Raw genomic sequence first — 17,877 nt, forward strand, 5'->3', positions numbered from 1 at the left:
CTGCCCCCGTTCGCCCGACAGGGCGAACGGGGGACGCAGACTGGGGGCCGCCTTCTCTTTGGTGACTTTCTCTCGGCGGCCCAAGAGAAAGTTACTGCGCCGCCGGGCGCACATCCCGGCCTCCGCCCTCAAACACAGACACGCAGCAACCACGGGAGCCAATCTCAACAACCAGGCTCCACAAAGCACAACACCAATCCAGCCAGCCGCCGCAAGCACGCCCCACTGGCCGCAGGTCCGCTTCAAAACTACAGACGCCTTTTCCGACCGCCCATCAGCATAAACAGCACACCTCCGTAAAGCCACCCCATCGAAACCACGGGGAAAAAATACAGGTCTGCCTCCGTATTCGAGCCAGCGGAGCCCCCAGGATGGATGAAGCATCGCCAAACCACGGAAACGATCACCATCGATGCGTAACCCACCACTCCTCCAGCAATGCAATCCAGCATCAGCGACCTTTTCCAGCAAACCCTTCGATAGGCCAACCACGCAGCCGCAAGCGCCAAGAAATAGACCGCAAGAAGTACCAGATAGGGCTGCTGATTGGCGACCAACGCGATCCACAGCGCATACACCAACGTCAATCCCAGCGCGGCACCCAACCGGACCATCGATTCAACGCGCATAACCACCTGCTCCTGGCAACGGCTGCACAGGCCAAGTCAACGCGTGGTCCAACAGCAGGTATTGCAGGTCCAGAATGCGGTAACCACTGGGTTGCCCCGCGCCCCCATCCGGAATGCCAATCCAGTAGCTAACATCCAACGAGGCAAGCTCACAAACCATATGGGAAGCAGGCGACCAGACAACTTCCAGACGGGATGCCCCACCCAACCGTGCATACCGCTGCGCAAAACACGGCCCCTGTTCAACGGGCTTCAAGCCAAAGGGGCGAAAGTGAATTTCGATACTGAACGGAGAAATCATGGCTGCACAAGGCCATCGATCTTGGACAGCCACTCCTCATACTCCCGCCTGGTTTTCTGCAGCAGTGAAAAATCACAGGGGTCCGCGTTCAACGCCGATCTGAAGTGATTCTCGGCACCACTGATGTGCTTCTTGGAGATCAAGAAGGCTATCCACGACTCACCAGCATCGATGCGCCGACCCTTGTGCAATAAAAAGTGCAATTGATCAACGACGTGGAACTTCGCGTTCACTTCAACGGCGTCACCAAGCATCCCTGGCCGCTCATCAAAAATGTGCTTGAAACTTGCGACCAGCGCTTTGATTTCCTGGATCGTTTCTTGATCAGTCATCGTTCATAAACTCCAGCTCAACTTGATCCTGACGATGGTTAGCTGCTTTGCCGCCGCTTTGCAGCAGTCTTGGACTTTTATATACCGAAGAAGGTCGTGCAAGCAAAAGAACGTTGGCATATCTCACCGCACGCCACACCGCCCTCAACCCCGCCGACCACGCCCGCTCCGCCTTCGCCGTACACGCCAACCACTCCTTCAACGCCCCCGCCGCTAGCCGACACGTGGATGTGGTGGGCCGATGCGGCGCTGGCCCTGGCGGCAGCGCTGGTAAACCTGCCGATCAAGGAGGCGCGGGTGGTGCGGCAGGGGGCGATGGCCTGACAGGTTCCGATTGCCGCGTACTGCACCCGCCTACCGCCTGCGCAGCGGCACAAACCCCACCTGCAGGCTGAACACCGCAGCCACCTTGTTCAGGGTCTCCACCGTCGGGTTGCCATGGTCCCGTTCGATCTGGCGCAGTGCCTGCACGCTGATGCCGCGGTGGGCGGCAAATTCCTCCTGCGTGAGCCGGCTGATCCTGCGCATCCGGGCGACGGCATCGCCCAGGCTGATCTCGCCGCTGGCCACCATGCGGTACAGTTCCTCGCGCCGCGCCGCAGCTGTCTCGGGGTCGACAGGTCGTTTCAGGCGCGCATCAGCCATGGCGGTGTGCCTCTCCCCGGCTCGCCAGTGCCCACAGCTGCTGCGCCTGCCGGTCGATGCTTTTGCGGCACTGCTCGATGACCTCGCCATCCACCCCCGCATCCATCGCCAGTTGCGGCAACCTCTCCACCACAGGTGCAAACGCCACCAGCGCTGCGGCAATGCGCTCTCGCTCCGCATCGTCCACAGGCAGATCATCGACCACCGCCTGCCAATCGGGCAGGCGCTGGCCGGCAGCAGATTGCCAGTGGCAGCTTCGCGCCACCAGCTCCGGGTCCAGGAACATGGGCGAAAAATCGAACACCGGTGTCAACTGCACCAGCCCGTCGGCCGTGCGCTGCACCGCCGTGTTGCGCGCATGGTTGTCGGTGTTGCGCATGGCCAGGTTGAGCACGTCACGTCGCAAAAACTCCAGCGTTTCGCGCTCAGGGTCGTCCACCACGCTGCGGATGGCCACCACAAGATCCTGCTGGCGCACCGGCAGCCCAAAACCGCGCAGGCCGCGCAGGCTGGCCGCGCTCTCCTGGTGAAGGCGGTGCAGCAGCCCGTGCCGCACCACGCGGTCGAACCGGCGCACCAGCAGCATGTGGCCGACCATCTGCGGCGGCTCGTTCGTGCGTATCCCGCAGGCATGCGCCAGGCGCAGGTACGCCGCCTCGTTGCGGTGTACCGCCAGGTCATCCAGCGTGCGCCCGCGCGGCAGCTTGGCAAGCCAATGCTCACGGGCCTGCGAATCGGGCAAGGCCATGTCCGCAAACCAACGCCCCTGCGCATCCGTGGCCAGCAAAAACTTGGGTGCCACGCCCTGCACGCCCGTGGTGCCAGATGCCAGCATGGAGTGCAGTGCCAGATGCTCCACAAACGCCTCGCTCCGGGCAGACATGTCGCCCAGCTCGAAGCCCTGCGCCATGGACGCCTGCGCCGGGCCGGCCTTGCGGGCCTCTTCCTCGTAAAACGTGACCGCTGAGGCAATGCGCAATGCCCCGATGGGGCTGAACGCGCCCCGCAGCAGCAGCGCTGCCTCCAGCCCATCCGCATCGGCCAGGCCGAGCGTGTCCAGCAAAAATCGCCGGCCCCGGCCCTGGGGCACCATGTCGTAGAGGAACGCAGGCAGCCTCAGGTCACGCCGCGGCCCCAGCGGTCCCTCCACCAGCGGCGCAGGCGCAATGCCGACCGGTAACTTCAGTGACACCGGCAACTGCAGCGGGCCGAACACATAGTCATCACGGTAGGTGAAGTCACCATGCCCGTGGTCCACCACCCGCAGATCGCCAGCGGCATGCCATTGGCCGGCATGGTGGATTTCGACGGTGGTGAATTGGGGGTAGGCCATATGGTCTATCATGATAGACAAATTGCTCGACCACAGGCTGGATTATGGCTATTGGAATAGCCATAAATTGAAATTTTTTGGCACCGGACTCTGAACAGCCCTACACCCCCAACTTCTGGAGCAACCCCACCGCCCGGTACGGCACCTCCTTCACCCCCTCCAGCAAGAACACCGTGGACCGGGAGTGCTGCGTGCGCATCGGGATCATCGGCGCGTAGGCATCCGAGTCGTACCAGGCGCGCGCCTGCTCCATGGAGGGGAAGGCGATCACCACGCAGTCGCCGCCGAACTTGCCCTCCTTCAACTCCGGGCGCGTGCCGTGCACTAGAAACTCCCCGCCAAACGGCGCCAGCGTGGCGTCGATGCGCTGCAGGTAGGTAACGATGTCGGGGCCGAACTGCAGGTCTTCGAGCAGGCCGATGGCGTAGGCGGACATGGTGGATCTCCATCAAGGGGTGGGGTGGATGAACCGTGCGCCGCGGGCACCATGCCCCGGCAGTCAGGTGCCACTGTAGAAAAGGCCGTGTTGCGCGTCGATTACGTCCGAGGTCATGTTTTGCACGACAGCGCATCTGCGCCCCCGGCTTTTGCACCATCCCGCGTTACAGTCAAGTGGTAGAGGGGACACCCCCTGCCCCGCCGCCCCACAAGACCATCCAGGAGCCATGACGATGACTGCCGCCCAGCCAGAGCCAACAGCACAGACCACCCCCACCACCCACCACCAGGCCGCCACCGCCTGCCTGAGCGCCTGGCTCGCTGCCCTGGCGGCGGACATCCAGCACGAGAGCAACCGACCCAACCCCGACACCGCCAAGATGGAGCGCCTGGTAGCCGACCGCAGCAAGCTGTTCCAGGAGCGCACTGCGCTGGAGGCCAACGAAAAAGGCGCCATTGCCCGCATCGTCGCGGACTACGCTGCCGCGCTGCAGTCCCGCAAGCTGAAGGTCTGACCGAGGCGCCGAGACCGCCCCGGCCATGAAAGCATCCCGCACCCTTGCACGGCTCCCGGGAACCGAGCCCGCCATCGCCGCGCTGGAAGATGCCGCAGTCTCGGTGGCGGTGCCCACGCACAACGCCCAGGCCATCGCCATGCTGCGCGCCATGCCCGACGGATTGCGCACCTGCCTGCTGGCCGAGTTGCGCCGAGGCAACCGGCTGGTGGCGGTGGACCAGCCCGACTGGCCGCAGCCAGGCAGCATCTTCGTGTCGCTGGCAGACGTGTTCCACCCCAGTACACGCAGCCTTTCACCCGATGTTCACTGGCGCGACGTCAACGATCCGCGCTGGTGGCGGGAAGAACTGACCCAGGTGGACGCGGGCGTGGAGCACATGGTGGTGTGTTGAGCGCAGGCCCGCACCAACCAACGCAGCCCCTGCTCCCCTGCGGCGATGAGCATGATGATCACAAGACCCCCCATTGCGCCGCTGCGCCCCTTCGTGCGCCTGCTGTGGGCCGGCTTCACACCGGCGCCGCCATCGGTCTGCCCCGTGCGCGAACACGTACTGCCCACGGGCCACATGCACCTGGCGCTGCGCTGGGGCGGGCAGCCGCTGCACCTGTTCCGTGACCCCCAGGACACTGCGGGCTACTTTCCCGGCGATGCCGTGGTCGGCGGCGCCAGGTTCGGCCACTACGCCAAGGAGGCCGGCGCGCCTGGCTGGTCGGTGGGCGTGCAACTTGCGCCCGGCGCAGCGGGCGCGCTGCTGGGCACCAGCGCGCAGGACCTGGCCGAGCGCCACACGCCACTGGCCGACGTGTGCGGCGCCAGCGCCACCGACTTGCAGCACAGGCTGCAGGAGCAGCACGGGCCAGAGGCCTGCCTGCGCGTGCTGGAGTGCTGGCTGCTCGCGCGCCTCAGCAACAGCGTGCGCGGTCTGCACCCGGCCGTGGCGGCCGCGCTGGCCAGTCTGCACGGCGGCGCGCAGGTGCAGCAGGCCGTGCGCGCCAGCGGGCTCAGCCACCGCCACCTGATTGCCCACTTCCGCGAAGCCACCGGCTTGGCACCCAAGCAGCATGCGCGCGTGCTGCGGCTGCAGGCGGCGCTGGCCGGGCTCGATACCCCGGGCCTGCAGCCCGCCGGCATCGCGGCCGACGCGGGCTTTGCCGACCAGGCGCATTTCACCCGCGAGTTCCGCGACCTCACCGGCGTCACGCCCACAGACTGGCTGCGCGCCGCACCGGCACAGCGCAACCATGTGCGCGTGGGCTGATGCGTATTTCGGTCGCTGCTAGACAGTGGGGGCGAGTTGACCTGGACAGCGGAAACGGCGGGAATGGCGGGAATTGGACGAAGAGATCGGCGCTCGTGTGCATTCCCAGGTCGCTGACCATGAGCATCTGTTCGGCTCGTCCAGGAGCCTGTCGGACTTGGAGCGTCGAAAGCGAAAATCGGCCACAGCGAGGACAGTTTTTGCCGGATTTGCAGCCCCATAGCCAGGCTATGGGGCAAAAAAGCGGTGAAAAATGGACCGCTGCGGTCGATTTGTAGCCGACGATTTCCAAGTCCGACAGGCTCCCAATCGCCTTCTTGGGTGATACGGGGCACTGCTGTGTCCAGCTAAACTTCCGATATCGGCCAGGAGCGGCCGTGAGCTCTGCCGCAAGAGATGGAGGTCGGCACGACGATGCGTATTCATTCTTCGCTCCAAAACCCAAGTCATCACCAACAGCACCAACTTCAATCCTCATGAAAAAAAATACTTCCTTTCTCGGCCGCGCACTAGCAGTTATTGGATGCTTGGTCGTACTCTCTGGCTGTGCATCGATGTCGACTACCAAGTCTGAGCCCATCGCAAACGGTTCCAAAATCTTGATCATGCCTTCACGCGACGTTGTACAAGGGGGAAAAGCCCATGCGCAAGGAGCAGGAAGTGGTAAAAATCTTCAAGTGGCAGTGCTCCGCGAACTCAGTACCCTGTCTACATTCAAGGCGACACCCTTCGACGCGAATGCAAAACTCAATCACTCTGCGAGCATCGTTAAATCAGACGCCCTGGAAGCGGGCAAGAGCGCTGCGGCCGATTACGTGCTCATCCTGGACCTCGGTGAATTCAGAAACGCTGCGCCAATGACTTTTCGATCTGACTTCGTGACACTCCAAAATGGTTCACTCTTGCGCGTGAGCGATGGCAAGGAAACGTGGGTTTTGAATAGCCCAGTGGTCTTGGAAAAATCCAACCTGGGAAATCATTTGGTTTTGATTGACAACCTCGCCAAATTGGTGGCCGAGTCCATCCTTCGGTAGTAGCCCACGGTGCTTTGCGCTGTTCAATTTCAATTTTTTGTCCGACGATGCAAAGCACAGCGCTAGCTGCATATCGCTGGCCATAAGAGCGAAATGGGTAGTGGTGCGCACGTTTGAAGGGTTCCGATAGGTTTGTAGAGCAAGACTGTCAGAGGGTTTCGCTAAGCTGGGAGTTGCTTTGAGGCAAAAATCGAAATCAATCACTGCACACCTTCTTGGCAATTTCTCTTTCGGGCCTTTGGCGTCCATGTGGCAGGCGCCAGCTGCTATGGTTTTTGCAGCGTTGGATCGCTTCGGTGGCGCAGTGCTTTTTCGTGGATGGCGCACGTCTTCAAAACATGGCCGTTCGGCGGCTTGGACAACTGTCAACTTCTCCTGTTGCTGAAGGACTGCGCCGGGCGCATTGCCGACTCTCGCCTCACCCCAGAACCAGTCGTTCAATTCGCGGACGGTGAGTGACCGCTTCCCGGTATCAGCGTCCGGCGGCTATGGGCCCAAAGCTGCCGCTGCTAGTAAGGCAGCAATCGGCCAAGAGCTGCTCCTGGGCGCCCGCGCACAGGGGCCAGAGCAGGCAAAGGCCCAACCACAGCAGCGACGGCAGGGTGAACGGCGTGGTGGACGGCACCGTGGCGTGCGCGGAGCGTGGGGATGGGTTTATGTCGTCGGTGCAAGCAAGATGGCAAGGGGGTGAGGCAGCCGTTGCTGCCGTGGCTGGTGTCGCAGCCGTTTGCAATGTGCTGCCTCAATGGCAGACCCGCGCGTTGCGCCATTCCGGAAACACCACCTCGAAAGTCTCGCCCTTGCGCCGCAGGGACATCGTGGAGGTGCAGCCGTCGCCCACGGTGACCGAGAACCGGTCGCCGTTGTCGTACGACGTTATGAAAAATTTCCGCTCGTCCGCGGCCAACTGCTGGGCGAAGTTCAGGATACGCAGGACCATCGCGGTCGGCATGGTAGTGGACACGCCTGCCGCAATGCCGTTGTCAAAGGCGATCATGTCATGGCCCCGACAGGTCCACTGCGCTTGCTCGAATTTGCAGTTTCCGACCCGTTTGCGCTGGTAACCGGGTCCGGTCTCGAACACCTCTGTCGAAAAACTCGCGTAAGGGGCAGACCGGGGGCTGTCCTTGCGCAGGATGTCTTCGGGGTAGACGTACGTTAAAAGCTCGGTGATAGCGAGGTCCGGCCGCGGCAAGGCAATGGAGCCGCGCAGCTTGGCCATGCTCACGCCATCGAGCTCCACGGCCGTGATGGGCAAAGACATCCCCGCGCCAGCGCCCAAGCTGGCGCTGGCCAGTAGCGCAGCCAGGGTGGTGCGCCAGATCTGCCGTCGCATAGGTGGTTCTCCCTCTCAATCGCGTGCCGTGCACGGTGGTGCCTGCAGCAGTGCCAGTCTAGTGGGCTGCGCCGCCCATAGATATCCCCCAAATGGCCGACCGCCTCGCGCCGACGGCAAGATACAGCCTCACACGCCGCGAGATCGATGGCATATTGCTGCCGCTGCCTGCCCAGGCCCCCAAACTCACTGGACTTCGGTGACGCCGATTTCTAATTGAAAGACCGCTCCTAGCCGATACCCAAAGTCTAGCCCACGCCCGCAAATGTTCTTCAGCAAGGTTCGGCCGGCCATTTGCGCCTCTGCTCACGGTGCCGGCTTCTGTGTCCACGGTGCCGAACTGGCTGTCCGGAAGACCCGAAATACGCAGCCAAGAACCCGGCCCAGGGTCAATTTCCTTCAAGACATCCCTGCCCGCCTTGCCTACAGTGGTGCTGAACTTGCAACCAAAGGAGATGCACGACATTTTCCACGAACTATTTCCCTACCTGCACGTTGCCGATGGCGCAGCGGCGATCCGCTTCTACGAAGAAGCCTTCGGCGCGCGCGAGCTGTTCCGGCTGACCGAGCCCCCCACCGGCCGGCTGGGCCATGCCGAGCTCGACTTCGGCGGCAGCACGCTGATGGTCAGCGACGAGTACCCCGAGTGCGGCATCCATGGCCCCAAGGCCGGCGCGCCCACCAGCGTGTCGCTGCACATCCACGTGGACGATGCGGACGCGGTGATCGCCCGAGCCCTTGCCCTCGGCGCCACGCTGGATCGGCCAGCGCAGGACGCGTTCTACGGCGAGCGCTCGGGCGTGGTGCGCGACCCCTTCGGCCACCGCTGGAACGTCGGCCATTCGATCGAGAAAGTGACGCCCGAGGAGATGCAGTGTCGCTACAACGCGTTGATGAACGGCGGCTGATGCCCCACGGGCATGCCGGGTGCGGCGCAGGCATGCGGCGGGGATGGGCGCAGGTACGGGTTTCGATAGGGCATGAAAAAGCCCCAGGTGGCAATAGCCTCCTGGGGCCCTGGCGGGGCGCCCATTTCACGGCGTCAAAAAAACCATCAACGCGAGCCGCCACTGCCGCCAGGGGCCCCCGCAGCGCCAGGGCCGGTGCCGCCGGTGCCACCCGAGCTGCCAGTGCCGCCGGCGGTGCCGGTGCCCGAGTTGCCGGTGCCGCTACCGCTCGAAGAGGGCGCCGTGCCGCTCATCCCGGTCGAGCTGCCGGGGCTGCTGGAATTGGTGGTCGAGCCACCCATGGCGCCGGAATTGGTGCCACTCGCCTGCGGGCTGCTCATCTGCGATGACGAAGACTTGGAGCCGCTGGATTTCATGGTGTCGCAGGCGGTGAGCGACAGCGCGGCCACTGCGATCAGGGGCACGGCCACCAGGTGGCGCAGGGTTGGGAGGGTGCGTGGTGTGGATGGGTTCGACATGGAATTGTCTCCGGTGAATAACGGTCAAATTGCCGTCACTCATACTACGTAGTCGCGAAAATACCCAGCAGTAGGACTGCGTGCCGTTGGCGCGTCCTATTCGCGCCGCCCTGGGTTCTTCTCACCGGATGGTGGCCTGCGCCAAGCTGCCTACAAAGAGCCACCGCATGTCACCTCGCGGGGCCGAATCCGAACAGCGAGCGCTTGGCGGGCAGGGGTGCAGAGGCGGCATTCGATGAAGCTTGGCGAGCACGCCCCCCGTGCGGGCCAGGGGCTTGCGCCGCGGCGTTGCGCGGGCCGATGTCCAGGTCGTCGATCAATGCCTGCAGTGCCAGCAGCCCGTCGGCCATGGCCTGCCGGTAAGTGGCGGCGGGCGCGGGCGCGCGCTGGATCTCTGCCCAGCCGTTGCCGCTGCCGCGCTCGGTCAGAACCCAATGAAACCGGCTTGGCACAGCCTCTTGCACGTGCACTGCGATGGGGCGAAGCGTGGTGGCGGGCATAGGGCTCCAGCATAGGTGAATGCGGCACACGCGGCAGTTGCCCGAATGCCTACCCACTGCGTGAGCGCCCGCCTACAGCTCGCACCAGCGCAGCGCGCCAGACTTCTGCCACCCGGGGTTCCCGTTTGGAGTAGCCATCATGGCCAAAGCAGCAGCATCAAAGGCAGCAGCCGCAACAGCACCCTCGTCTTCAGGCGGCAGCCGTACCCTGTGGAAGGGCGCCATCACTTTCGGCCTGGTGCACATCCCCGTGGGCCTGCACACGGCAGCCACCGCTGAGGGCGTTGATTTCGACTGGCTGGACAAGCGCACCATGGACCCCGTGGGCTACAAGCGCGTGAACAAGCGCACGGGCAAGGAGATCGACCGCGACCACATCGTCAAGGGCGTGGCGTATGGCGAAGGCAAGTACGTGGTCATCAGCCCCGAGGAGATCGAGGCAGTCTTCCCCAAGACCACGCAGACCATCGCCATCGAGCGCTTCATCGATGCCGCCGAGATGCCCTTCATCTTCCTGGAGCGGCCCTACTTCGTTGCCCCGACAGACAAGAGCGACAAGGTCTACGCGCTGCTGCGTGAAACCCTCATCGCCACCGGCAAGATCGGGCTGGCGCGCGTCGTCATCGCCACCAAGCAGCACCTGGCGGCGCTGGTGCCCTCGGGCCCGGCCCTGGTGCTCAACCTGCTGCGCTGGGGCGACGAGGTCAAGACGCTCGACTCGCTCAAGCTGCCGCCTGCTGGCAAGAAGAGCGTGAGCGCGGCCGAGCTCAAGATGGCCACGCAGCTGGTCCAGGAAATGTCGGGCCCCTGGAACCCCGGCGACTTCAAGGACGAGTTTCGCCGCCAGGTGATGAAGCTGGTGGAGAAAAAAGCCAAGGCAGGCAAGGCCCAGACCGTTCTGGAGCCCGAAGAGGAAGCACCGCAGGCCAGCGGCGATGTGATCGACCTGACCGCCCTGCTCAAGCGCAGCCTGGGCCACAAGGGCCGCGCAGATGCGAAGTCGGCACCCAAGACCAAGGCCCCCGCCAAAAAGACCACCGCCAAAGCCGCGCCAGCCAGGAAGACCGGCACGACCACTCCACACCGCAAGGCCGCGTGAAAAGAAGAGGCCCTGTGACCACGGCAACCTGTGCCATGCCAGCACCGTGATGCCATGCGGGTCGCCACCTGGAACGTCAACAACATCCACAAGCGGCTGCCCCAGTTGGTGGACTGGCTGCAACGCACCCAGCCCGACGTGGTGGCGCTGCAGGAGCTCAAGTGCACCACGGCCCAGTTCCCTGCCGATGCGCTGCAGGCCGCAGGCTACGGCGCGGTAGCAGTGGGCCAGTGCACCTGGAACGGCGTGGCCCTGCTGGCACGCGGCGCCGCGCCCTTGCCGGTGGCCACCACGCTGCCTGGCGACCCGGCAGACAAAGAAGCCCGCTACCTCGAGGCCGCCATCGGCGGCGTGCTGTTCGCCTGCCTGTACCTGCCCAACGGCAACCCCAGGCCCGGCCCCAAGTTTGAGTACAAAATGCGCTGGTTCGCGCGCCTGCAGCAGCGCGCCGCACAGCTGTGGGCCACGGGCCACCCGGTGGTGCTGCTGGGCGACTGGAACGTGGCGCCCACCGACGCCGATATCTACAAGCCCGACACCTGGCGCGACAACGCCCTGCTGCAACCCGAGCCCCGGCAAGCCTTTGCACAGCTGCTGGCCCAGGGCTGGACCGACGCCCTGGCCCAGGCGCACCCAAAGGAGCGCCCGTTGTTTACGTTCTGGGACTACCGGCGCCGGCGCTGGGAGCGCGATGCAGGGCTGCGCATCGACCACATCCTGGTCGGCCAGCAACTGAAGGTGGTGGGCGCCGGTGTGGACCGCCAGGAGCGGGCCCACCAAAGCCCCAGCGACCATGCGCCGGTGTGGGCCGAACTGGCGCAGGCCCGCAAGCGGGCGAGCACAAAGAGGAAAACCGGCGGCTGAACCAGACCGTCAGTCGCGCTGCACGCCCCGCGCCAGCAGGTCCCGGGCTTCCTGCCTGGTGTCGTCGAAGGCGTTCGTGCTGTCGATGGCGATGTGCAGGTACTTGCGCACCGTCTCGCTTTCCTTGTCGCTCACCATGTAGAGCTTGGCCAGCTGCAGCGCGGCCTCTCCGTCACCGGACTCCAGCGCGCGTTCGAAGAAGTGCCTGGCATTCACCAAATCGCCCACGCAGCGGTAGGTGATGGCGATGTTCAGAAACGCCAGCTCACTGCCCGCCGCAATGGCCTTCTGGTCCCATTCGATGGACTGGTGCAGGTCGATCCGCACGCCTTCGCCCGCGCCGTACATCACCGCGACCATGGCCATCGAATCCACATCGCCCGATTCCGCCCCCGCCAGGAACAGCTTGAACGCCTTGCTCAGATGCCCCCGGTCGTAGGCAGCCATGGCATCTTCGTAGGGGTTGTGGTCGTCGTTGTCGTTCACGGGGTCAGACATGTGCGTTACCTTCCAGGTCAGAGGTGAATGGCGTCGTTCTGGCACGAGCACTGCCGCCACGGCAATGCTTGCGATGGGTCGCCTGGCCGAGCCGACCCAGGGAATGCCCATCTTGCCCTGAACGGCAATCCATCATGCCTGACTCCCATGACGCCCCCAGCCAGGGAGGGGCACCGGCCACGGCCAGCGCGCTGAAGAAAACGCTCAAAGTGAGGTCTGCGCGTGCTGGTTCACTGCACGCGGCCCCAGGTGCTGCCCTGGGCCACCGCAAAGAATACCAGCAGCAGAATGCTCGCCGACCCGCCCAGCAGCACCGCCCCGATGGGCGCGGGCGCGGCGGCAAATGCGGGCAACAGCACCGCCACCAGCAGCAGCGGGTTGGCCACCACCGTCCAGCGCGGCAGGTGCGTGCGCCTGCGCAGCACCAGCACAGCCAGGATCACCGAGGCGATGGCGCCCGGCACGGCCAGGGCCAGCAGCGACACCCGCATGTAGGCCTGCACGGCGTCGGCCTGCGCCTGGCATGCCGCGGGAGCCCCACCGGCCGCGCCATCCACGCACGAACGGATGAGCAGCTCGAACACCGCCCACACGGAATGGATGGCCGCCAGTCCCACCGCAAACAGCAGGAACAGGCCGAACATGGCGCGCGCCGCCCACTCCGCCGGCACCTTCACCCCCTGGCAGACCTGCCAGAAGCCCGCCACCAGCAAGGCCCCCGCCACGGGCCCGAGCAGGCCGCCGGCCCAGATGCGTTCCACCGGCGCCGAGCGGATCAGCTCCAGCATCCCGGCGCGGAAATCAGCGGCAGCCCCCCAATGGCCCAGTAGCAGCATGTCGCCGGCAAACAGCAGCAAGGCCCCCAGAATGCCCAGGCCGGCAGCCGGCCGGTTGCGTGGTGGTGTCGTGTCGCCCGGGTGTCCATTCGCCATGCAGTGCCCGCCTTGCTGAAGTGATCGAGGTGCGCATCATGCCGGCGACGCCGTGAAAAGTCGCCTGGCATTTGGGTGAACTCCCCCAAAACCGCGCGCCAAGCTGCTGCAGGCCGGCCCAGCCATAGCAAAATAGCGCCACAAAAATTCCACCAACACACAATCGGGGTGAGAGGGATGGCAGAACGCATCGACAAGCACCGCCCGCATGCCGCGGCGCGAGAGGCCGGTTGCACGCGCGGGCATGCGCCTGCACACGCGCCCGCCGGCACTGCTGCCGCCCCCACCTAGTCACCCCGCACCGCCCGGCCACACCATGCCCTTGACCACCGCCACCCTGCTTTGCCTGGTCGTTGCCATCCACGATGGCGACTCTTTCCGCGCCCGCTGCGCCGATGTGACCCGCAATGAAGAGACCTTCGTCGCCGTGCGCGCCATCGATGCGCCCGAGATGCGCCAGCCCTTTGGCGAGCTGTCGCACAAGAGCCTGGTCAACCTGTGCCTGATACCGCAGAAGGTCAAGCTCAGCAACATCACCGTCGACGTTTTTGGCCGCACCGTGGCCGACGTGGAATGCCAGGGCAAGGACGCCGCCACAGAGCAGCTGCGCGCCGGCATGGCCTGGTATGACCCCAAGGTGGGCCTGGGCTATGAGGCGCTGGCCGATGTGCAGCTGCGCGCCCAGGCGGCCGGGCGCGGCCTGTGGGCGCAGACCAGCCCGCTGCCGCCGTGGGACTGGCGCGCAACGCGCAAGAAAAGGCCCTGACCCCCTGCTGCGCAGCAGCCGGACTGCGCAGCACCCTGCAGCGGCCTCGGCACGAAAAGCCCCACCCGCAGGGTGCGGCATCTGGCGGCCTGGAATGCTTAGCTGTTACGGTTTGGGGAATGAACAGTGATTTCTCCCTCCTCCCCTGGCTCCAGCAGACCACCATCGCAGGCCTGTCCGTCAGCAGCATCGCCATCGCTTGCCTGGTTGCAATGCTGGTCTATCTGGCGATGGCCACCACGGTACGCATCGCCCTCAAGAGGCTTGCCAAGATCGCAGGCCGCACGACCAACCGCGCTGACGACTTTTTCATCGAAGTGCTCAGCGGCACCAGCCAGTGGCTGATGGCCCTGGCCGCGCTGCTGATCGGCGTGGGCATGCTCGACCTGCCGGACCGCTGGGCTTCGCGCGTGGGCCAGCTGTGGTTCGTGGCGCTGGCCCTGCAGCTGGCGCTGTGGGCCAACCGTGCGGTGACCATCGGCCTGCGCCGCTATGCCGAGCGCCATGCCACCACTGGCCAGGGGCCGCAGAGCGCGGCCACCACGCTGGTCTCATGGGGCCTGCGCACGCTGTTGTGGGCCGTGGCGCTGCTGGCAATGCTGTCGAACGTAGGGGTCAACATCACGGCCTTCGTCGCCAGCCTGGGCGTGGGCGGCATTGCGATTGCGCTGGCGGCACAGAACATTCTGGGCGACCTGTTCGCGTCCATCGCCATCGCCACCGACAAGCCCTTCGAGGTAGGCGATTTCATCTCCCTGGGCGGCGTCTCGGGCACGGTGGAGATGGTGGGCGTCAAAACCACGCGCATCCGCAGCCTGAGTGGCGAGCAGGTCGTGATGTCCAACACCGAGATGCTCAAGCAGACCGTGAGCAACTTCAAGCGGCTGCGGGAGCGGCGCATCGTGTTCGGCTTCGGCGTGACCTACGACACCACGGCCGGGCAGGCCGAGGCCATTCCCGCACTGGTCAAGGGCATCATCGAGGCCAGCGACAAGCTGCGCTTCGACCGCGCGCATTTCAAGAAATTCGGCGACAGCTCGCTGGACTACGAGGTGGTCTACATCGTGCTCGACCCGGCCTACGGCATCTACATGGATGAGCAGCAGCGCATCAATCTGGCGCTCATGCGCGAGCTGGCGGCGCAGGGCATCGATTTCGCTTTTCCCACGCGCACCGTGCACGTGGTGGCCCCAGCGGCCGGCAACGGGCCCCAGCCGCCCCGGGAACAGCGAGCCGCGCAGGCGGACATGCCCGTCCAGGCACAGGAGCGGGTCGGATTTGGAGCGTCGCAGTGAGAATCGACCTCAGCGGAAACAGTTTTTTCCGGATAGGCAGCCCCATAGTCAGGCTGCAGGGAAAAAAGGCGGTGAAAAATGGACCGCTGCAGCCGATTTGCAGCCGACGATTTCCAGATCCGGCAAGCTGCTGGTCCACTGAAACCGAGAACTCGGCCGTGCCCCGGTGTTGCAGCGGGCTGCCACCAACGCTGGCCGCCTTGCCAAAGGCCGCAACGCTGCGATGCAGCCTGCTGCCATCGCAGCCCGAAGGGTGAGGGCCAAGCAGGGCCACACTCGCCGTTGCCTTGCCTGCCGCCGTCAGTCCATGAAAGAGGCCGGCCCTGCGGCACCCGCGAGTGCCAGGGCCGAACCGTTCGACCGGCTTGCCCCTTGCATGCAACCGCCCACCAGCCCACGCACCAGCGCATGGCTGGCCCGGTTGGGCCCAAACAGGGTGCGGTAGATGATGGGCGCGACCACGCCGTCCATGATGGCGTCCACTGCCGGCACGGCCTCGCCGCGCGCGGTGCCGCGCGCCAGCACGATCTCGATCTGGCTGGCGGTGTAGGCCGCGCATTGGCAGGGCACGGGCATCTCGCCCTGGCTGCGCCCGGCCAGCACATCGCGCAGCATGGCCTGCCCGACCTCGGAGCCCATTTCTTCAAAGAACTGCTCGGCCCAGGCCTGCAGGTCACCCTCCACGCTGCCGGTGTCCGCAGGCTCGGTGTCGGCGCGAAACCGGTCCAGCGCCACGTCGGCCAGCAGCTCGGCCAGACCGCCCCAGCGGCGGTAGATGGTAGAGGGCGTCACGCCCGCCCGGGCGGCGATCAGCGGCACGGTGAGCGGCGCACGGCCCAGCTCGTCGCTCAATTCGTTGGTGGCGCGGTGCACGGCGGCCTGCACGCGGGCGCTGCGTCCCCCGGGGCGGGGGGATGGTCTGGGGTTCATGGCCACCATGCTAAAGCAAAACCATTGCTTTAGTGGTTTAATACGCAAAAGCAAATTCTTTGCTTTTGCCTCGTACTGGAGTTTCCATGGCCACGAACCTCAGCGCCGCTGCTGCCACCGCAGCAGCCATCGCCCCGCCCTCCGCGCCCACACGGCGGCTCAGCCATGCCATGGCCCTGTGGCTGCTGGCCTCCATCCTGGTGGGGTTTCTGGCAGCGTCGAGCGCGCCTTCACCGCTGTATGCGCTGTACCGCGACAGCTGGGGCTTCTCGGCGCTGACGCTGACGCTGGTCTTTGCCAGCTATGCGTTTGCGCTGCTGGGCGCGGCGCTGGTGTTTGGCACCTTCTCGGACCACCGGGGCCGGCGCGAGGTGGTGCTGCTGGCGCTGGTATTGGAGATCGTCTCCACCGTGCTCTTCTGGCAGGCCGACTCGGTGGCCTGGCTGTTTGCCGCGCGCATCGTGCAGGGCCTGGCCACGGGCATCGCCACCAGCGTGCTCAGCGCAGCGCTGATCGACCTGCACACCGAGCGCGGCGCCCTGGTCAACAGCGTGGCGCCCATGCTGGGCATGGCCGTCGGGGCGCTGGGCACCAGTGCGCTGGTGCAGTTTGCGCCCACGCACACGGCGCTGGTGTTCGAGTTGCTGCTGGGGCTGTTCGTGCTGCAGGCGCTGGCCGCCGTCTTTTTGCCAGAAACGGTGGTGCGCCGCCCAGGCGCCTGGCGCTCGCTGCGCCCGCGCATCGCCATACCGGCCAGTTCGCGCAGCACGCTGGTGCGCATTCTGCCGCTGAACACGGCGCTGTGGGCACTGGGCGGTTTCTACCTCTCGCTCGGGCCCACGCTGGCGCGGGTGATCACGGGCAGCCACGCACCGGTGGTGGGCGGCGCCCTCATCTGCGCGCTGGTGCTGACCAGTGCCGTGGCCATCGCCTTCGTGCGCACGCAGCCGCCGCGGCAGGTGCTGCTGCTGGGCACCGGTGCGCTGGTGCTGGGCCTGGTGATCACGCTGGCGGGCGTGGCACTGCATTCGACCATGGCCTTCTTCGCAGGCACTGTGGTGGCGGGGGTGGGTTTTGGCTCGGGCTTCAACGGCTCGCTGCGCAGCCTGGTGGGCACCGCCACGCCGGCAGAGCGCGGGGGGCTGATGTCGGGCTTTTTCGTTCTCAGCTACTTGGCGTTCAGCGTGCCGGCCATCGTGGCCGGGCTGGCTGCGGGCACCTTCGGGCTGCATGCCACGGCCCTGGGCTTTGGGCTGGCGGTGCTGGCACTGGGCCTGGTGGCGCTGGGGCTGATGCTGCGGCGGGCGGCGCCCTGAGCGGTAGCCATCGCCCATGGCCCAACCCCAAAGCAGGTCAGGAGTAGATGGCCAGGCTCAGCGACAGCGCTGCGACGATGGCAATGGCCTGGATTCCAAAGACGATTCCCAAGATAGGCATGTGGTCCTCCGTGAAGAAGGCATCAGCTTAGAACGCACTGCAACAGTTGCATGCAGTCTTTTGCAAAATGGGCGGGTCGGACAATTCCTACAGGCAGCACCCCGGCCCGCACAGGGAACCGCTCCCTCATGGTTGAAATGCCCTTCTCTTTTGCACACGCTTCAACGGGGCGCCGTCCTACAAAAATCGCGAGTCGGGATCTTTAGTATTGCTCCTGTCGATACCGCATCGACACCCACCCCTCCCTTGCTGAACAGCAAGTTCACAGCCCGCCCACCGCGGGCTGTTTTTTTTGGGGGGGCGCGT

The 17,877-nt window shown here is 65.3% G+C and carries 22 protein-coding genes; 11 read left to right on the top strand and 11 right to left on the bottom strand.

Annotation, left to right across the window (positions count from 1 at the left end):
- Positions 1–248: 248 nt before the first annotated feature.
- The 5 genes from ASE31_RS07025 to ASE31_RS07045 all read right to left on the bottom strand — a co-directional run bounded on the left by ASE31_RS07025 (position 249) and on the right by ASE31_RS07045 (position 3,676).
- Positions 249–629, bottom strand: coding sequence for a hypothetical protein (locus ASE31_RS07025; protein ID WP_057200850.1), 381 nt, complete (start codon positions 627–629; stop codon positions 249–251).
- A 297-nt stretch (positions 630–926) separates the two neighbouring features.
- The gene (locus ASE31_RS07030; RefSeq protein WP_057200851.1) at positions 927–1,262 is read right to left on the bottom strand and encodes a hypothetical protein; all 336 of its coding nucleotides are present in this window, start codon (positions 1,260–1,262) and stop codon (positions 927–929) included.
- Positions 1,263–1,616: 354 nt separating this feature from the next.
- Positions 1,617–1,907, bottom strand: coding sequence for a helix-turn-helix domain-containing protein (locus ASE31_RS07035; protein WP_057200852.1), 291 nt, complete (start codon positions 1,905–1,907; stop codon positions 1,617–1,619).
- Entirely contained in the window at positions 1,900–3,240 is a 1,341-nt protein-coding gene (locus tag ASE31_RS07040) for a type II toxin-antitoxin system HipA family toxin (protein ID WP_057200853.1), read from the bottom strand. Before ASE31_RS07040 ends, ASE31_RS07035 begins: the two co-directional genes overlap by 8 nt.
- 100 nt (positions 3,241–3,340) lie before the next feature.
- Complete coding sequence (locus tag ASE31_RS07045) at positions 3,341–3,676, bottom strand: DUF1330 domain-containing protein (RefSeq protein ID WP_057200854.1); 336 nt, start codon at positions 3,674–3,676, stop codon at positions 3,341–3,343.
- Positions 3,677–3,911: 235 nt separating this feature from the next.
- Between ASE31_RS07045 and ASE31_RS07050 the strand changes: the two genes are divergently transcribed.
- The 5 genes from ASE31_RS07050 to ASE31_RS33080 all read left to right on the top strand — a co-directional run bounded on the left by ASE31_RS07050 (position 3,912) and on the right by ASE31_RS33080 (position 6,947).
- Positions 3,912–4,193 (top strand): hypothetical protein, encoded by a 282-nt coding sequence (locus tag ASE31_RS07050; RefSeq protein WP_057200855.1) that lies wholly within the window; start codon positions 3,912–3,914, stop codon positions 4,191–4,193.
- Between the two features lie 25 nt (positions 4,194–4,218).
- Positions 4,219–4,587, top strand: a complete 369-nt coding sequence (locus ASE31_RS07055) for a hypothetical protein (protein WP_057200856.1) — start codon at positions 4,219–4,221, stop codon at positions 4,585–4,587.
- Between the two features lie 54 nt (positions 4,588–4,641).
- Positions 4,642–5,454 carry an AraC family transcriptional regulator gene (locus tag ASE31_RS07060; RefSeq protein WP_162261378.1) on the top strand — a complete coding sequence of 271 codons (813 nt, stop codon included), beginning with the start codon at positions 4,642–4,644 and terminating at the stop codon, positions 5,452–5,454.
- A gap of 377 nt (positions 5,455–5,831) precedes the next feature.
- On the top strand, positions 5,832–6,488 hold the full coding sequence (locus ASE31_RS31465) for a hypothetical protein (RefSeq protein ID WP_157412382.1): 657 nt from the start codon (positions 5,832–5,834) through the stop codon (positions 6,486–6,488).
- A 195-nt stretch (positions 6,489–6,683) separates the two neighbouring features.
- Complete coding sequence (locus ASE31_RS33080; RefSeq protein WP_369819439.1) at positions 6,684–6,947, top strand: DUF1010 domain-containing protein; 264 nt, start codon at positions 6,684–6,686, stop codon at positions 6,945–6,947.
- 283 nt (positions 6,948–7,230) lie between these two features.
- Here ASE31_RS33080 and ASE31_RS07070 read toward each other — a convergent pair whose 3' ends face one another.
- Positions 7,231–7,824 (bottom strand): hypothetical protein, encoded by a 594-nt coding sequence (locus ASE31_RS07070; protein WP_057200859.1) that lies wholly within the window; start codon positions 7,822–7,824, stop codon positions 7,231–7,233.
- A 455-nt stretch (positions 7,825–8,279) separates the two neighbouring features.
- Here ASE31_RS07070 and ASE31_RS07075 point away from each other — a divergent pair, with 455 nt between their 5' ends.
- Complete coding sequence (locus ASE31_RS07075; protein ID WP_057200860.1) at positions 8,280–8,732, top strand: VOC family protein; 453 nt, start codon at positions 8,280–8,282, stop codon at positions 8,730–8,732.
- A 146-nt stretch (positions 8,733–8,878) separates the two neighbouring features.
- Here the strand turns inward: ASE31_RS07075 and ASE31_RS31475 are convergent, their stop codons facing one another.
- On the bottom strand, positions 8,879–9,250 hold the full coding sequence (locus ASE31_RS31475; RefSeq protein WP_157412383.1) for a hypothetical protein: 372 nt from the start codon (positions 9,248–9,250) through the stop codon (positions 8,879–8,881).
- 170 nt (positions 9,251–9,420) lie between these two features.
- Positions 9,421–9,750, bottom strand: coding sequence for a hypothetical protein (locus ASE31_RS07085; RefSeq protein WP_200961085.1), 330 nt, complete (start codon positions 9,748–9,750; stop codon positions 9,421–9,423).
- A gap of 139 nt (positions 9,751–9,889) precedes the next feature.
- On the opposite strand from ASE31_RS07085, the gene ASE31_RS07090 reads away from it, so the two are divergent.
- Positions 9,890–10,849, top strand: a complete 960-nt coding sequence (locus tag ASE31_RS07090; protein ID WP_057200862.1) for a Ku protein — start codon at positions 9,890–9,892, stop codon at positions 10,847–10,849.
- 54 nt (positions 10,850–10,903) lie between these two features.
- The gene (locus ASE31_RS07095) at positions 10,904–11,713 is read left to right on the top strand and encodes an exodeoxyribonuclease III (protein ID WP_057200863.1); all 810 of its coding nucleotides are present in this window, start codon (positions 10,904–10,906) and stop codon (positions 11,711–11,713) included.
- Between the two features lie 9 nt (positions 11,714–11,722).
- Here ASE31_RS07095 and ASE31_RS07100 read toward each other — a convergent pair whose 3' ends face one another.
- Positions 11,723–12,211, bottom strand: coding sequence for a tetratricopeptide repeat protein (locus ASE31_RS07100; RefSeq protein WP_057200864.1), 489 nt, complete (start codon positions 12,209–12,211; stop codon positions 11,723–11,725).
- Between the two features lie 230 nt (positions 12,212–12,441).
- Positions 12,442–13,143, bottom strand: a complete 702-nt coding sequence (locus ASE31_RS32995) for a DUF6796 family protein (RefSeq protein ID WP_057200865.1) — start codon at positions 13,141–13,143, stop codon at positions 12,442–12,444.
- Between the two features lie 316 nt (positions 13,144–13,459).
- Here ASE31_RS32995 and ASE31_RS07110 point away from each other — a divergent pair, with 316 nt between their 5' ends.
- Together ASE31_RS07110 and ASE31_RS07115 are read left to right on the top strand one after the other, a co-directional pair.
- Positions 13,460–13,909 (top strand): thermonuclease family protein, encoded by a 450-nt coding sequence (locus tag ASE31_RS07110; RefSeq protein ID WP_057200933.1) that lies wholly within the window; start codon positions 13,460–13,462, stop codon positions 13,907–13,909.
- Positions 13,910–14,028: 119 nt separating this feature from the next.
- Complete coding sequence (locus ASE31_RS07115; RefSeq protein ID WP_082604058.1) at positions 14,029–15,204, top strand: mechanosensitive ion channel family protein; 1,176 nt, start codon at positions 14,029–14,031, stop codon at positions 15,202–15,204.
- 300 nt (positions 15,205–15,504) lie between these two features.
- On the opposite strand, the gene ASE31_RS07120 is transcribed toward ASE31_RS07115, so the two are convergent.
- Positions 15,505–16,134: a TetR/AcrR family transcriptional regulator gene (locus ASE31_RS07120; protein WP_057200935.1), complete on the bottom strand. Its 630-nt coding sequence runs from the start codon at positions 16,132–16,134 to the stop codon at positions 15,505–15,507.
- Positions 16,135–16,220: 86 nt separating this feature from the next.
- Between ASE31_RS07120 and ASE31_RS07125 the strand changes: the two genes are divergently transcribed.
- A complete protein-coding gene (locus ASE31_RS07125) occupies positions 16,221–17,450 on the top strand; it encodes an MFS transporter (RefSeq protein ID WP_057200866.1) in 1,230 nt (409 codons plus the stop codon).
- Positions 17,451–17,877: the final 427 nt, after the last annotated feature.

Origin of the sequence: Acidovorax sp. Root217, from assembly GCF_001428645.1 — a bacterium.
Classification (GTDB): Bacteria; Pseudomonadota; Gammaproteobacteria; order Burkholderiales; family Burkholderiaceae_C; genus Acidovorax.